Here is a 15,595-nt window from a genome sequence, read left to right on the forward strand (position 1 = left end):
TTATGAAAAGAAAAGCAGTCTTAATTGGTGCGTCTGGGCGGGTCGGTCAGGCGCTCACCCGAGAGCTTGCGGCGCTTTATGACACGCTCATCGTCATCACCCGCACGCAGCCTGCCACTATCAGCGAAAACACGCACATTTATCATGTGCAAAATTTTGATGCGTTGTCTGACACCATCGCCAGCATGGCCATCGGTGCGGACACGGATGCTTTTAGCTGCCTTGGCATGGACAAGCAAGATGCCATGAGCGAGGATGAGTTTTATCAGGTCAATGTGCTGTTTAATATCGCATTTGCTAATGCGTGCCAAGACAAGGGCGTTCAGCGCTTTTTTTATCTGTCAAAAATGGGCGCTGACAAGGCAGGGCGAGACACTGAGCTCATCGCTCGGGCGGATGTGGAGCATTATTTAAAGTCGCTAGATTTTAGCAAAGTGGTGTTTTTTCGCTTGCATAAGCTGACCTTTGCCAAAGACAAATTTTCCTTTAAGACGGCGGGCAGATTTGGGCTAAACCTTGCCAAAAACACGCTTAGCTCTGCTTTGAGTCTGGACAAAAAACAGCGGCTGACGCCCAAGCGAGTGGCTGCTGCGATGTCGCTTACGGCTTATCGTTTGCATTTGCATAATAAGCATCAGTCTTTTGAGCCGCATCTTGTCATCAGCCATGATGAGATGTGTGCCATGACTGAGGTAGATAAACACCCTTAATTTGGGATGTTTTGAGGCATTTTGGGCTGTTTTTGGCTGTGGGTTTTTGTGTGCGTTTGTGTTATAATGGACGCTTGATTTTAATATGAAAAAAGGTTGGTTATGACCGATTCTGTGACTCCCGTTGGGATTGTTGATGAATTAAAACAATCTTATCTTGACTACGCCATGAGCGTCATCGTCTCTCGTGCCTTGCCTGATGTGCGAGACGGGCTTAAGCCTGTGCATCGCCGTGTGATGTATGCCATGCACGAGCTGTCTAATGACTATAATAAGCCTTATAAAAAGTCGGCTCGTGTGGTCGGCGATGTCATCGGTAAATACCATCCGCATGGCGATATAGCCGTGTATGATGCCATCGTGCGTCTGGCTCAGCCGTTTTCTATGCGTTATATGATGGTCGATGGTCAGGGCAACTTCGGTTCGGTCGATGGCGATCCACCAGCGGCGATGCGTTATACCGAAGTGCGTATGCAGAAGCTGACACACCAAATGCTTGCCGACTTGGATAAAGACACGGTGGACTGGGAGGATAACTATGACGGCTCTGAGCAAATGCCGTCTGTCCTGCCTGCCCGTGTGCCAAATCTTTTGGTCAATGGGGCGACGGGTATCGCTGTGGGTATGGCGACCAACATGGCACCGCACAACCTAACCGAAGTGGTGAATGCCTGCCTTGCCTATGCCGACAACCCCATGATCAGCGCCGATGAGCTGGCAAGCCACATCACAGGTCCCGACTTCCCCACAGGGGGCATCATCCATGGTCGCAGCGGCATCCGTGATGCTTATATGACGGGCAAAGGACGCTTGCACATTCGTGGTCGTTATACCATTGAAAATATGGAAGGCAGCTCAAAGGACCGTGAGCGCATTGTCTTTACAGAGATTCCTTATCAGGTCAATAAAGCCAAGCTCATCGAGCAGATCGCTGGCTTGGTCAATGACAAAAAAATCGACGGCATTTCTGCCATTCGTGACGAATCAGACAAAGAAGGCATGCGCATTGCCATCGACTTAAAGCGTGGCGAAAACGCTGAGGTCGTGGTGAACAATCTGTTTTTGCAGACCCCTTTGGAGTCGAGTTTTAGCATCAATATGGTCGCCCTTGACAACGGTCAGCCACGCCTAATGACTTTGCACGACTTGATTTCAGCATTCATTCGTCATCGCCAGGAGGTCGTGACTCGCCGTACGATTTTTGAATTAAACAAAGCAAAAGCTCGTGGGCATTTGCTTGAAGGCTTGACCATTGCCCTTGCCAATATTGACGACATCATCGAGACCATCAAAAAGTCTGCCAACCGAGCTGAGGCTCGTGAAAATCTGCTGTCTCGTGTCTGGCAGTCTGGCGGTGTGGTGGCGATGTTGGCGGCGGCGGGAGCGCAGTCGGTGCGCCCTGAGATCATCGAAGGTGAGGATTTGAACGCGCCCTTTGGTTTGATCAATGACGATAAAGAATATCGCTTATCGCCAGAGCAGGTCAATGCGATTTTGGATATGCAGCTGCACCGCTTGACAGGGCTTGAACAGGATAAATTATCCGCAGAGTATCAAGAGATTTTGCGTGAGATTGCTCGCTTGCAGCTGATTTTGGCGGATTTTGATGTGCTGATGAATCTGATCAAAACCGAGCTTGTGCAGATTCGTGATGATTTTGGTGATGAGCGCAAGACCGACATCGTCGATTCACGAGCAGATTTTAGCCGTGAGGATTTGATTCCAGAGCAGACGGTGGTGATGACGGTCTCTGCCACAGGCTATGCCAAGACGCAGCCGATTGGCGATTATCAAGCCCAAAAACGAGGCGGCAAGGGTAAATCTGCCACCGCCATGAAAGAAGATGATGTCATCGAGCATCTGATCGTGACCAGTACGCACGCCCATATTTTGTGCTTTACCAATACGGGTCGAGTGTTTGGCTTGCGTGGTTTTGAAGTGCCGATCGCATCTCGTGGCTCAAAAGGGCGACCTTTGGTCAATCTCATCAGCATCGCCCCTGACGAGAGCGTGACCGCCATCTTGCCAGTCGATGACCTAAAAGCTGATGATAAGTTTGTCTTTTTTGCCACCGCCAGTGGTACGGTCAAGCGTGTGGCACTTTCGCAGTTTGCCAATTTGCGAGCCAATGGTCTAAGAGCCATCGACCTGATGGAGGGCGACAGCTTGGTGGGCGTGGCGATTACCGATGGCGAACAAGAAATCATGCTGTTCTCCAACGAAGGCAAGGCGATTCGCTTTAAAGAGTCTGCCATCCGTGCCATGGGGCGTACTGCCAAGGGTGTGCGTGGCATCCGTGTCAATCTGATGGCAAATCTGGGCTTGGACGACGATGAGCCAAGCGATGACGAGACTGATGATACTGATAATGACAGCGTCGTGTCGGTGAGCCGTGTGGTGTCCTTGGTAGTCGTGCCGACGGCAGGCGAGATTTTGTGTGCTTGTGAGCGTGGCTATGGTAAGCGCACGCCGATTAATGACTATCCGACCAAAGGGCGTGGTGGTCAAGGCGTGATCGCCATCAAGACGAGCGAGCGTAACGGTCAGTTGGTCAAGGCGGTGTCGGTAACTGGCGATGAAGATGTGATTTTGATTTCGGACAAAGGCACGCTCGTGCGTACGCCTGTTGCCCAAATCGCCATCGCAGGGCGTAATGCCCAAGGCGTGCGTCTGATTCGCATCGGTGAGGGCGAGACCTTGGTCGGTGTGGCGTGCGTGGAGCATGAAGAAGTGGAAAGCGATGAAGTGCAAACTGCTGAAATCACAGAGACCACGACCGATAGCGAAACGCATAGTGATGTTGAATAAACCAAAACGCCAATCCTTGTCCGATTGGCGTTTTTTTATGCTGTTTTATGCGTTTTACAACTTTTGTAGGTTTTATGGCAGTTTTTGCAGCCCGTAGGCTCAGGTTGGCGACAGTGTGACCCAGCATTTATGGCATAAATTATTGAATTTGTTGGGTTTCGCAAGCTCAGCCCAACCCAACCTTGTATCTCACCACCAAGACTAGCTATCTTGGTGATGGCATGGTAGATTATACCATCACCCTAAGTTACTTGGTAGTTTCTACCCAACCTGAGTACTTTGATGCTGTCTCGTAGATTAAACCCAAGTAGCTTTCTTATCATCGTACAATCTGAATGGTATCCAAGCGCTTGATTGATTTTCAATCATGACGCTGAATGAACAAGGCTAGATGACAATGACTTATTATGTTGGTATTGATGTTAGCAAGCACAAGCTGGATGTGGCTTGGCTTAAAGAGTTAAGTACAATGAAAGTCAAAACCAAAGTCTTTAATAATCACTTTGATGACTTTGAACACATCATTCATTGGCTTAAAACCAATCTTGGTGCAAGTGTCAGCTTTAACGACATTCATCTTATTATGGAAGCCACAGGGGTATATCACGAACCTTTGGCGTATTATTTACACGATTTAGGCTTTAAAGTCTCTATCATCAATCCTGCCTTTGTCAAACACTATGCGGACAGTTTAGGCGTAAGACAAAAGACAGATAAAAAAGACAGTATTGTCCTTGCCAGATATGGCAGAGCCACCCACCCTGATGCTTGGATTGCCCCAAGTATTGAAGCTCGTCATTTAAAGTCTTTGCTTTCTCGTCTTGATGCTCTAAATGAAGACTTACAGCGAGAAGAAAACCGCAAAGAAAAAGCAGAAGTGGCAGACACAACCCCCATTGTTAAACAATCCATTGACGAGATGATTGTGGCATTAAAATTGGCAATCAGCAAATTAAACGATGACATTGACACTCATATCAACAACCACCCCAAACTTAAAGAAGAGCAAACACTCTTACAAAGCATCAAAGGAGTGGGACAGGTGGTGTCAAGACAAATGCTTAGTTTGTTTAATACCAAACAATTTAACAATGCCAAACAAGTCTCTGCTTTTTTAGGGTTGATTCCCAAACAACAAGAATCAGGATTGTTTAAAGGCAGATCAAGACTTGCCAAAACAGGCAATGCTCAATTAAGAGCTAAGCTGTATATGGCAGCAGTCGTTGCCACCAAGTACAATCCAGACATTAAAGACCAATACGAACGCTTACAACAAAATGGCAAATGCAAAATGCAAGCTTTATGTGCTTGTATGCGTAAATTGGTGCAAATCTGCTTTGGTGTGATCAAACACCAAACTCCCTACACCCCACAAGTTAGGATAGATAATATGGCTTGACAAGGGGTGGGGAGAGATGGTATCTACGGGCTGATTTAACCAGACCTTCTTTAAGGGCGAACACAAAGCGTTTGATTGAAGCAAGTCACAACTATAACGCTGATGGAAAAGCTCTAGATGATGATGACAATGTCATTGAACCCCCTTATCATTATGGTCATAAAACAAACTGGGAGAATAGACGAATTATCGCAGCTGCCACCGAGCTTGGCTGGGATCAAGCCACACTAAATGACTATGTCAATGCCAGATCAGGTCATTTTGAGTTGCAAAATGATAAATTCAATCTAGGTCATCAAGGTGAAAATAAAAGCCTAGAAGATTTAGGTAATATTAAAGATGATATGAATGATTTTTTAAACAAGAGAGACAAACTATGCATACTAGACCCTCAGACCAATCAATGCAAGAAAATCTAGCAATGAGAATTATTAGAGCCAATCACGAAGGTAATGTTGATTTTCTAAAACAAGTCTTTTTGGAAGATAAATCCTTTGATATATTTTATATCAATCGTGGTAAATCAAATTGGCTACACTCTGCAAATACACTTAACCCTTCGCCTGTAGAAGTGATGGAGTTTTATATAGAACAAGGTGTACCATTAGACGCTCAAAATCAATATGGCGATACACCACTACATTATGCTGTGCGTGAGCATAATGCTGATGCAGTATTGGCATTATTAAAAGCAGGTGCTAACCCGCATATTAGAAATGAAAGAGGCGTAACTGCATTACAACAGTTGGTTGGAAAAATTATTTTAGAAGAAGATGTACCTATTTTTGAATATATGTTTGAATATGGCATAGATCCCTATGAACTAATTTCGGAAAGATCAAAATCATCATTTTTTGATTATCTAAAAAAGGCCTTACACCCCTACAATTCAAAGGGAGAGCAATCTTACAGACCCTATCTACAGCCACTTGTAGATAGATTAACTGAGAATTTTCAGGAAAAATAAAACATCATAACCCACACCACAACAATCTGAACAAGATGTTGGTAAAATGCTACCTGTTGGAGCAAGAGAACAGGTTAGTTTTAAAGGTGGCGAAGAAGTAGATTATGGTACACCAGGCTCTGTCAGACCTGATTGGTGTATTGGCAATACTTGTAGTATTGAAGTCAAAAACTATGATATTCACGACAATCGCAATAACTTAATTACCATCATTGCAGAACAATCAATAGAAAGAGACAAGCACCTACCAGAAGGTATGATGCAAAAGATTTATATTGATTTAAGAGGTCAAGCATATACAGATCAAGATCTTTTGGACATCAGCCCGTAGGCTGGGTTAGCGATAGCGTAACCCAGCATTTATGGTGTAACCCATTGAATTGTTTGACTTTGATTTGCTAAACCTCCAAATCCCATAACCCACAACCCACAACCTCAAAAAGACCCAAACCCATGACCCACACCAACCACGCATCTTACCATATATTATCCTTACCAACACGATTGGCATTGGCTGTCTCTTTGACCTTGTTCTGTTCAGCCCGTAGATACCATCTCTCCCCACCCCTTGTCAAGCCATATTATCTATCCTAACTTGTGGGGTGTAGGGAGTTTGGTGTTTGATCACACCAAAGCAGATTTGCACCAATTTACGCATACAAGCACATAAAGCTTGCATTTTGCATTTGCCATTTTGTTGTAAGCGTTCGTATTGGTCTTTAATGTCTGGATTGTACTTGGTGGCAACGACTGCTGCCATATACAGCTTAGCTCTTAATTGAGCATTGCCTGTTTTGGCAAGTCTTGATCTGCCTTTAAACAATCCTGATTCTTGTTGTTTGGGAATCAACCCTAAAAAAGCAGAGACTTGTTTGGCATTGTTAAATTGTTTGGTATTAAACAAACTAAGCATTTGTCTTGACACCACCTGTCCCACTCCTTTGATGCTTTGTAAGAGTGTTTGCTCTTCTTTAAGTTTGGGGTGGTTGTTGATATGAGTGTCAATGTCATCGTTTAATTTGCTGATTGCCAATTTTAATGCCACAATCATCTCGTCAATGGATTGTTTAACAATGGGGGTTGTGTCTGCCACTTCTGCTTTTTCTTTGCGGTTTTCTTCTCGCTGTAAGTCTTCATTTAGAGCATCAAGACGAGAAAGCAAAGACTTTAAATGACGAGCTTCAATACTTGGGGCAATCCAAGCATCAGGGTGGGTGGCTCTGCCATATCTGGCAAGGACAATACTGTCTTTTTTATCTGTCTTTTGTCTTACGCCTAAACTGTCCGCATAGTGTTTGACAAAGGCAGGATTGATGATAGAGACTTTAAAGCCTAAATCGTGTAAATAATACGCCAAAGGTTCGTGATATACCCCTGTGGCTTCCATAATAAGATGAATGTCGTTAAAGCTGACACTTGCACCAAGATTGGTTTTAAGCCAATGAATGATGTGTTCAAAGTCATCAAAGTGATTATTAAAGACTTTGGTTTTGACTTTCATTGTACTTAACTCTTTAAGCCAAGCCACATCCAGCTTGTGCTTGCTAACATCAATACCAACATAATAAGTCATTGTCATCTAGCCTTGTTCATTCAGCGTCATGATTGAAAATCAATCAAGCGCTTGGATACCATTCAGATTGTACGATGATAAGAAAGCTACTTGGGTTTAATCTACGAGACAGCATCAAAGTACTCAGGTTGGGTAGAAACTACCAAGTAACTTAGGGTGATGGTATAATCTACCATGCCATCACCAAGATAGCTAGTCTTGGTGGTGAGATACAAGGTTGGGTTGAACGAATGTGAAACCCAACATTTGCGGTGTAACTTATTGAATTTAGGGGACTTTGCCAGCCCTATACCTTTATTTGTATGATGACATGAAATATCGCCGACATTACGAGCCAAATAAAAGCTATTTTTTCACCCTAAATCTGGCAGATCGATCCAGTGATTTGCTGTTAAGGCACATCGATGAGCTGCGTCATGCCTTTAAAATCGTCAAGCAGCAGCGCCCATTTGACATTGACGCTATCGTGATATTGCCAGACCATCTGCACATGCTATGCACCTTTGATGATGATTGTGATTATTCCACACGCATTCGTCTGATCAAATCTTATTTTTCTCAAAAACTCCCCAAAACAGAACGAATTTCAACAAGTCGGCAAAAAAAGCAAGAAAGGGGCATTTGGCAAAGACGCTTTTGGGAGCATTGCATCAAAGACGAGCAAGATTTTAATTTTCATGTTGATTATATCCACATCAACCCTGTAAAACACGGTCTAGTGAGCAAGGTGTCAGATTGGCAATATTCATCATTTCATCGGTATGTTCAGCAGGGAATTTTACCAAAAGAGTGGGGCGGCTGATTTTATATAAAGTGGTTTTGATGTAAAATATGAATGGTTTTGATGTGATGGGAAGTGAAATGATGATAAAGCCAAAATTATGGTGCAACCCATTGAATTTGTTGGGTTTCGCAAGCTCAACCCAACCTACCGAGCTTATTAAATACACCGCATCCAGAAAAGTGCGAGGCAGCCCGTAGGCTCAGGTTAGCGACAGCGTAACCTAAGCATTACAGTGTAAATCATTGAATTTGTTGGGTTTCGTGCCAGAGCCCAACTTACGGGCTGAAATCGCAGAAACCACGACCGATAGCGAAACGCATAGTGATGTTGAATAAACCAGAACGCCAATCCTTGTCCGATTGGCGTTTTTTATGTAGCTTTCGTCTTACAACTTTTTGTAGGTTTTGTGGCAGTTTTTGCAGCTGGCATGGATTTTATCAAGCGTGGGCTTGACATCATTAATGTTTTTGGCTTGTTTACTGGCTTGGTAAAGGCTTTCTATGAGTGCATCAAATTCATCTGATTGCGCTTGAAAATCTGTGCGGTTTTGACTGACTAAGCGATTGACTCGGTTGCCCTTAGTGTCGTCATTAAAATAAAGCCACATTTGAGATTTGCTGTTATTGATCATGGCGACTTTTTCGGTCAGCAGGGCAGCATTAAAAGTGTCGGGCTGTTTGTGCATGTTTTTGATGACATCATGCGCCTTGCCCCATCGGTGCATCAGGTCTCGTCTGGCTTTGATGGCGGTTTTGCTGGCGGGTTCTTTTGTAGATTCTTTTGTAGATTCGTGTGTGGATTCGCTTGGTGGTGCAGGGTTTGGCTGGCAAGCGGTGATAAGCGCAATGCCAGTAAGATATAGTAAAATTCGTACTTTTAGCATGCTATGTTTCATTGTCTGTTAGTGGCGTGGCAAGGCGTACTCGATTGGGGCTGATCTTGGCAAGCAGCTCATGAGAGATGGGTAGGGTCTCACCGCAAATCATCGCCGCCAACACTTCACCGCATAAAGGCGCAAAGGTAAAGCCCTTAGAGCCCATGCCGTACATGGCGTAAATATGGCAGTCGATTTGCCCGATGATGGGGTGGTAGTCGGGTGTTTGCGCACGAATACTGGCACGCCCTTTCATCTGTGCGGTGTGCGGCTCGATGATGGCGCTGATACTTGGCAGACTGTCTGCCAATTTGCCCATATTAAACTCATGCTCGGCGACCTTGATGTCGGTATCGATACAATTTCGCACAAAACTTGCACCCATCAAAAACTTAGGTTTGCCATCTTGGCTGAATTTGGCGCAGTAGCCATCGTATTTGATGGGGTGGTCTGGCAGGAGGTCGAAGGCTGGCTGGTCGATGTCAAGCCACGAAACTTGCCCACGGATTTTGCGTGGGTTGAATAACGCTTTGTGCAGCCGATGACTTTCAAAACCTGCGGTGATGATGGCTTGATCTGCTGTGATGGCAGGCGTGCTTGGGTCGTCGCCAATAAGGGTGATGCCTGCATCGCTGTTGATTTTTGTGATGTGGGCTTGTTGCCATGAGATCAGCGGATGAGCAAGGACGGATGTCGCCAGATTTTTTGGGCTGATCAGACCTGCCTTTGGCACGAAAGTGTGAATGGGCTGATTGGGATAAATCGGCTCAATCTGATGAATCAGCTCATCAGGGTAGGGGGTGACAAGTGCACAAAGTTTGTCGTAGTTTTTTTGGGTGGGTAATAAAAAATCCACCGCACCAAGCTTGGCGTACACAGCGTCGATTTGATTGAGCTTGTCATAAAATCGTGATGCGTATAAAAATGACACGGTCGATAAGTGGTGCGCTGCCTGTTCAATGAGCGACAGCTTGGGCGCAAACATGGCACAAGGATTGCCCGATGCGCCTGCCAAAGGTGCGTCTTTGTCAAGCAAGGTAATGCGAATGCCACGCTGGGCAAGGGCGTACGCTGCACACAGACCGCTCACGCCTGCGCCGATGATGGCGATGTGCTTGGGTCTTGTGGGCAGGTGTGTCGGTGATGGCTGGGCTGACTCATCTGACTCATCTGACAAAAGCTTGCCGGTAAGCATCTCTCGCTTACGCCCAAAGCCTTGTCTTTTACTCATCTCAAATCCGGCAGCCATCAAGCCACGACGAACAAATCCTGCCGCAGTGAAAGTGGCGAGTGTGGCATCTTGGGCGGATAGATTTTTTATGAGTTCAAACAGCGCATCCGACCAAAGATCCATATTCTTACTGGGTGCAAAGCCGTCCAAAAACCATGCGTTGATTTTTGCGCCAGTTGCCTGCATCATTTGGGTCTTATAAAGCGTCTCAAAGCTGTCTTTGGCGTCGCCCAGCCACAAATCAAGCACGATGTCATCACGAATGTCAATGCGGTGACAGCCTGCCAGTGGTAAAGGATAGTCTTTGATGAGCGCCTGAGAGAGTGCCAAAATGGCGGCGTTTTTATTAGTGTCTTGCCAAGCGGCAAGCGCCTTTTGAAGGTCGTGGCGGCTTAGCGGGTATTTTTCTGTGCTGATAAAGTGCAGGCGAGCGCCATCGGCAAGCTTATTTTTACCCTTAAGCTCGTCCCACAGCTGACAGACAGCAAGGAAATTTAGCCCAGTGCCAAAGCCAGTCTCCGCCACAACAAAAGTCTGATGCTCGGTCAAATTGGAGAATCTTTGTGGCAAGTCATTACCCAAAACAAAGACATAATGACTCTCATCCAGACCGCCTGCATGTGAAAAATACACATCATCAAAGTGGCTTGATGTGGGTACGGTGTTGCCCTGATGGTCGGTTTGCCAGTCGATGACGGCGTGCTGTACTTGCTGCATTGGGACTACCAGCGGCTGCGCTGCCCACGCATGGAGATGAGTGCGCCTGCCAGCACGCACAGACCGATGGTCACAAGCACGGTAAGCGCACCGTACAAGAACAGCTGACCGCTGCGCTCATGCGTCAAGACATTGACTTGCGTGGTTAGGTCATTGATGCGGCGTTCAAGCTCAGCGTTTTTTACCAAAAGCTCGGCATTGGCACGAGACAGCGTGCTGTCATTTGGTGCGGCGATTTCCGCCAGACTCGGCGCTTGGCTGTCATGCGGGGTATTGATTTGCACGGGGGTATCTACTTCCCCTGTCTGAGCGGCGGTCTGCGTGACAGTCTGGCTGCTGGCTTGATTGATGTCTTGGGCGCTGGTCGCTTGTGCAGGCATTACCAAAGCCAAGCAAGAAATTAACAACAAAGCGGATTTTTTCATCATGAATCTACTTTTGGCAAGGCTTGAATGAAAGGCTTAATCTCCACATGGCTGTACACACCACCATGCAAATAAGGCTCATCATTTGCCCAAGCTTGCGCCTGTGCCAAGTCGTCAAAGTGTGCAATGATAAAGCTGCCACTCATGGCAGGCTTGCCGTGAGCGATGGGTGTGGGGCCTGCGATGACCAGACGATTTTGGGCATGAAGGGCGGTGAGGCGCTCTAAATGAGCAGGGCGAATCTCAGCTCGCTTGGCGGTACTGTCGGCGACATCATGACCGATGATGGCAAATAATGGCATGAGTTTTTCCTTTTTTTGGTTAAAATAAGTTTGGCTCAGATGGCTTTGTCTTGCGTGGCTTGTTTTAAAAAGCTTGTTTTGGGTGCTTGATTGGTTTGCTTAAACTTCATAGACTGTCATAATGCTTGCCTTACATCATTAAGGCTTGACATTATCCTTGCGAATGTGATTTCTTAACGCATAAAACATCGCCGCCATAAAAATCACCATCACAATCATGTCGCCAAAAGCAGTGAACTCACCCCAGTACACGCCGCCCATGAACACAAAGGCAAAAAAAGCATGCAGGCCTGCCATCAGCACAAAAAACCCCACCCACGCCCAATGCAGCTTTCGCCAGCCATTAACACTGAGCGCAAAGACAGGTGAGAGAAATTTTTCAATGGCGGATTGTTTGTTCAAAAACAGTGGTGACACCGCCAATGCAAAGGCAAAGCCTAAGTTAATCAAAACAGCTTTTAGGCGAATGTAAAAATCATCTCTAAATGCCAAAGTCAAGCCGCCAAAGACCACCGTCATGAGCAGCACGAAAACCTGCTGTTTTTCAAGGCGAAACTTTTGATTAACAAACAAAAAGCCATACACCACGAGCGTCGCCAGACTCAGCCCCAGCGTTGCGACGATGATGTGATTGTTCGTCGTCGCCCCCGTCAAGCCAAACACATCAAGCAAAGGATGGTGCGGATTGGTCTGGTCGGTGGTCTTGTAAAGATAAAAAAAGACGATGAGGGGAATGTAGTCAAATAAGGCTTTCATGAAAGGTCGGCAGCTGATAAAAGTGTATAGTTTAAAATAAAATGACGAAAAATAAAACCCAAATTTGTCAGCACGCCGCCAAAAACAAAAAATAGCCCAAAATAAGGGCTATTTTCATGCTTTAAAACGCTAAAATTATTTTTCAGTCCAGCGTTTTTGACTCTCTACGATGACCGCTTTGGCCTCATCAATGCCAAAGAAACCTTCAACCTTGGTTGTACCTGCTTTTTTTAGGTCTTTGTAGTGGTTGAAGTGAAATTCTAGCTGTTTGATGAATTGGGCTGGCAAGTCTTCTAGTGAGTTGTAAGCATTGCCGTTGTTGCGGTCGTCTGCTGGCACGACGATGATTTTATCATCTACTTCGCCATCATCAACAAATTTCATCACGCCCAAGACTTTGGCTTTTAGGAAAATGCCTGTGGTCAGTGGCTGTTCGGTGAAAATTAATGCGTCCAGCTCATCGCCGTCTTCGTCTAGGGTTTGTGGGATAAAGCCGTAGTTGCAAGGCTTGGCAAAAGCGATCGGCTCAACACGGTCAAGCTCAAAGCACGCCAACTCACGGTTCCACTCAATCTTGTGATTTGAGCCTGCTGGGATTTCCACAACGACATTGATCACGCCGCCAGCCACATCGCCTGCGTCTAAAATTTGGTTAAAATCTGCCATAAAATGCTCCAAAATAGGTTGGTTAGTTAAAAATTCAAAAAACGCCCCATTGTAATATTAAATCGCTCTAAGTGCAATTATTCCTTCATGCCTAAGCTGAATATTTTTAATGAATTTTTGAATAAAGGCGTGCGTGTCATCGGCGGTAAATTTGCCAAAGCTTGCCAGTTTGACCATGCTCATGCCCGCATAGCCACACGGATTGATGGCGTTAAAGGCGGTCAAATCATTGCTTAGGTTGATGGCGATGCCATGATAGCTGTGTCCTTGCTTGATTTTAAAGCCTAGGCTTGCGATTTTGCCAAGCATATCGCCATCATTATTATAGACATACACACCAGGGGCGTCCTTGCGAGCCTTGGCAGTCAGCTCATCTGGCAAATATTCGCTCACCACATCTTCAATCGCTTGCTCGGCATGGCTGACCAAATCACGCACGCCAAGCCCAAGCGTGTGCAAATCCCACAGCCAATACACCACAAGTTGCCCTGTGCCGTGCCAAGTCACCTGTCCGCCACGGTCGGTTTTGATGATGGGTGTGCCAGTGTGGTACAAAATATGCTCTTCTTTGCCCGCCTGCCCAAGTGTATAGACATCTTGATGCTCGACAACCCACAGCTCATCAGGCGTGGTTTTACCGTATTTTTTTGCGTCAATGCGTGCCAAAATGCAAGACAGCATCGCATCATGCGTGTGGTTATACTCAGCGTGAATGTGCGTGCTGGTATGTAGTCGTTCCCACTGTAAATCTTGGTTGTCAAGCGTGGCTAAATCAAGCGAAATGGCAGAATGAGTCATGGTTATGATGGTTTTTGTTGTGATGATTGTTGCATTATTGTACTCTGATTTTGTGGTTTTTTTAAGTAATTTTTGGCAAATTTTGATGGCTTTGGCGATGGCTTGCCAAAAATGATGCCAAAAATTGACAAATATGAGAAAACTTCTCAAAAATTTGCAACATTTTTAGCAAAAACGGTGCAAATTGGCAAAATTTTCGGTATGATAGCGGTTTTATTAGTATTTTTAGGGTCGTCATGCAAACCGCCAAGCCCATCATTACTTCGTTATTAGATAATGATTTGTACAAATTCACCATGCTCCAAGCCATGCTACACCAGTTTCCCCAGACGCATGGTGTGTATCGTTTTCGCTGTCGCAATAACGACCAGCTTGCTTTTGATTTGGGCGACATTAAAGATGATGTAGAGACTCAGCTTGACTTTTTGTGTTCGCTCAAATTCAAACAAGACGAGCTGGATTATCTTAGAAGTTTGCGGTTTATTAAGACGGATTTTGTGGATTATTTGGAGCTGTTTCAATTAAAACGCCGATTCATCAAGGTCTGGGCGGACGATGAAAATCGCCTAAACATTGAGATTGAAGGAGCGATGATTCAGGCGATGTTCTTTGAGATTTTTGTGCTTGCCATTGTCAATCAGCTGTATTATGAGCGACTCAATGACAATCACGCCATCAGCGAAGGACAAAAACGGCTTGATGAAAAAGTGCGAATTTTAAAGCATTATGAAATGCTGCAACAATCCGACCTAAAAAATCCGCCTTTTACGGTGGCAGATTTTGGCACTCGTCGCCGTTATTCAAAAGATTGGCATTATCATGTGGTCAAAACGCTTGCCAAAGAGTCGCCATCTATTTTTCGTGGCACGAGCAATGTTTATCTTGCCAAAGAGCTGGGGCTGACCCCAATTGGTACGATGGCACATGAGTTCATGCAGGCGTTTCAGGCATTAGATGTGCGTCTAAGAGACAGCCAAAAGGCGGCTTTGGAGGCGTGGGTGCGTGAATACCGTGGCGATTTGGGCATTGCTTTGACCGATGTGGTGGGCATGGACGCATTTTTAAGGGATTTTGATTTGTACTTTGCCAAGCTGTTTGACGGTCTGCGTCATGACTCTGGCGATCCGTACGAATGGGGTGATAAGGCGATTCGTCACTACCAGATGCTAAAAATCGATCCAAAAACCAAAAGTCTGACTTTCAGTGATGGACTGACCTTAGAAAAGGCATGGGATTTGCACCAATATTTTAAAGAGCGTATCAAAACAGGCTTTGGCATCGGCACAAATCTTACCAATGATGTGGGGCTGACGCAGTTAAATATCGTGTTAAAGCTCGTGCAGTGCAACGGTCAGCCAGTCGCCAAGCTCTCTGACAGCCCTGGCAAGACCATGATTGATGACGATACTTATTTGGCGTATTTACGACAAGTATTTGGCATTGATGGTGAGTAATTTGACCGTTTCTATCAAATACTAAAATTACCAAAAACTATGCGGTCTTGTAGGTTGGGTTGAGCAAAGCGAAACCCAATAAATTCAATGAGTTACGCCACAAAATGTTGGGTTACGCTCAGCTCGCCCTA

At 45.5% G+C, this 15,595-nt stretch carries 17 protein-coding genes; 9 read left to right on the top strand and 8 right to left on the bottom strand.

Going from position 1 to position 15,595, the window contains the following annotated elements; all coding sequences use genetic code 11:
* The first annotated feature begins 2 nt into the window (after nt 1–2).
* The 6 genes from LU290_RS04310 (at nt 3) to LU290_RS04335 (ending at nt 6,215) form a co-directional block, all read left to right on the top strand.
* Nucleotides 3–710 (top strand): NAD(P)H-binding protein, encoded by a 708-nt coding sequence (locus tag LU290_RS04310; protein ID WP_277809316.1) that lies wholly within the window; start codon nt 3–5, stop codon nt 708–710.
* Nucleotides 711–812: 102 nt separating this feature from the next.
* Entirely contained in the window at nt 813–3,518 is a 2,706-nt protein-coding gene (gene gyrA, locus LU290_RS04315; protein ID WP_277809317.1) for a DNA gyrase subunit A, read from the top strand.
* A gap of 397 nt (nt 3,519–3,915) precedes the next feature.
* The gene (locus LU290_RS04320; RefSeq protein ID WP_277807698.1) at nt 3,916–4,917 is read left to right on the top strand and encodes an IS110 family RNA-guided transposase; all 1,002 of its coding nucleotides are present in this window, start codon (nt 3,916–3,918) and stop codon (nt 4,915–4,917) included.
* 71 nt (nt 4,918–4,988) lie between these two features.
* Nucleotides 4,989–5,336 carry a GH-E family nuclease gene (locus LU290_RS04325; RefSeq protein ID WP_277809318.1) on the top strand — a complete coding sequence of 116 codons (348 nt, stop codon included), beginning with the start codon at nt 4,989–4,991 and terminating at the stop codon, nt 5,334–5,336.
* A complete protein-coding gene (locus LU290_RS04330) occupies nt 5,321–5,884 on the top strand; it encodes an ankyrin repeat domain-containing protein (RefSeq protein ID WP_277809319.1) in 564 nt (187 codons plus the stop codon). The genes LU290_RS04325 and LU290_RS04330 overlap by 16 nt, the downstream gene beginning before the upstream one ends.
* 46 nt (nt 5,885–5,930) lie before the next feature.
* Nucleotides 5,931–6,215: a hypothetical protein gene (locus LU290_RS04335; protein WP_277809320.1), complete on the top strand. Its 285-nt coding sequence runs from the start codon at nt 5,931–5,933 to the stop codon at nt 6,213–6,215.
* A gap of 240 nt (nt 6,216–6,455) precedes the next feature.
* Here LU290_RS04335 and LU290_RS04340 read toward each other — a convergent pair whose 3' ends face one another.
* Nucleotides 6,456–7,457 carry an IS110 family RNA-guided transposase gene (locus tag LU290_RS04340; RefSeq protein ID WP_277807698.1) on the bottom strand — a complete coding sequence of 334 codons (1,002 nt, stop codon included), beginning with the start codon at nt 7,455–7,457 and terminating at the stop codon, nt 6,456–6,458.
* A gap of 310 nt (nt 7,458–7,767) precedes the next feature.
* On the opposite strand from LU290_RS04340, the gene LU290_RS04345 reads away from it, so the two are divergent.
* On the top strand, nt 7,768–8,259 hold the full coding sequence (locus LU290_RS04345) for an REP-associated tyrosine transposase (protein WP_277807862.1): 492 nt from the start codon (nt 7,768–7,770) through the stop codon (nt 8,257–8,259).
* Nucleotides 8,260–8,626: 367 nt separating this feature from the next.
* On the opposite strand, the gene LU290_RS04350 is transcribed toward LU290_RS04345, so the two are convergent.
* The 7 genes from LU290_RS04350 to lipB all read right to left on the bottom strand — a co-directional run bounded on the left by LU290_RS04350 (nt 8,627) and on the right by lipB (nt 14,010).
* Nucleotides 8,627–9,124, bottom strand: a complete 498-nt coding sequence (locus LU290_RS04350) for a cytochrome c (protein WP_277809321.1) — start codon at nt 9,122–9,124, stop codon at nt 8,627–8,629.
* A gap of 1 nt (nt 9,125) precedes the next feature.
* Nucleotides 9,126–11,063: a tRNA (5-methylaminomethyl-2-thiouridine)(34)-methyltransferase MnmC2 gene (gene mnmC2 / locus LU290_RS04355; RefSeq protein ID WP_277809322.1), complete on the bottom strand. Its 1,938-nt coding sequence runs from the start codon at nt 11,061–11,063 to the stop codon at nt 9,126–9,128.
* A 5-nt stretch (nt 11,064–11,068) separates the two neighbouring features.
* Nucleotides 11,069–11,491, bottom strand: coding sequence for an SH3 domain-containing protein (locus LU290_RS04360; protein ID WP_277809323.1), 423 nt, complete (start codon nt 11,489–11,491; stop codon nt 11,069–11,071).
* Entirely contained in the window at nt 11,488–11,790 is a 303-nt protein-coding gene (locus LU290_RS04365) for a YciI family protein (RefSeq protein ID WP_277809324.1), read from the bottom strand. The genes LU290_RS04360 and LU290_RS04365 overlap by 4 nt, the downstream gene beginning before the upstream one ends.
* 138 nt (nt 11,791–11,928) lie before the next feature.
* Nucleotides 11,929–12,546: an inner membrane-spanning protein YciB gene (locus LU290_RS04370; protein WP_277809325.1), complete on the bottom strand. Its 618-nt coding sequence runs from the start codon at nt 12,544–12,546 to the stop codon at nt 11,929–11,931.
* Nucleotides 12,547–12,681: 135 nt separating this feature from the next.
* Nucleotides 12,682–13,212: an inorganic diphosphatase gene (locus LU290_RS04375; RefSeq protein ID WP_277809326.1), complete on the bottom strand. Its 531-nt coding sequence runs from the start codon at nt 13,210–13,212 to the stop codon at nt 12,682–12,684.
* Nucleotides 13,213–13,269: 57 nt separating this feature from the next.
* A complete protein-coding gene (gene lipB, locus LU290_RS04380; protein ID WP_370688544.1) occupies nt 13,270–14,010 on the bottom strand; it encodes a lipoyl(octanoyl) transferase LipB in 741 nt (246 codons plus the stop codon).
* Nucleotides 14,011–14,082: 72 nt separating this feature from the next.
* Here lipB and LU290_RS04385 point away from each other — a divergent pair, with 72 nt between their 5' ends.
* Nucleotides 14,083–14,283 carry a hypothetical protein gene (locus LU290_RS04385; protein WP_277809327.1) on the top strand — a complete coding sequence of 67 codons (201 nt, stop codon included), beginning with the start codon at nt 14,083–14,085 and terminating at the stop codon, nt 14,281–14,283.
* On the top strand, nt 14,247–15,464 hold the full coding sequence (gene pncB, locus LU290_RS04390) for a nicotinate phosphoribosyltransferase (protein ID WP_277809328.1): 1,218 nt from the start codon (nt 14,247–14,249) through the stop codon (nt 15,462–15,464). The genes LU290_RS04385 and pncB overlap by 37 nt, the downstream gene beginning before the upstream one ends.
* Nucleotides 15,465–15,595: the final 131 nt, after the last annotated feature.

This window comes from Moraxella nasibovis, assembly GCF_029581575.1.
Taxonomy (GTDB): Bacteria; Pseudomonadota; Gammaproteobacteria; order Pseudomonadales; family Moraxellaceae; genus Moraxella; species Moraxella nasibovis.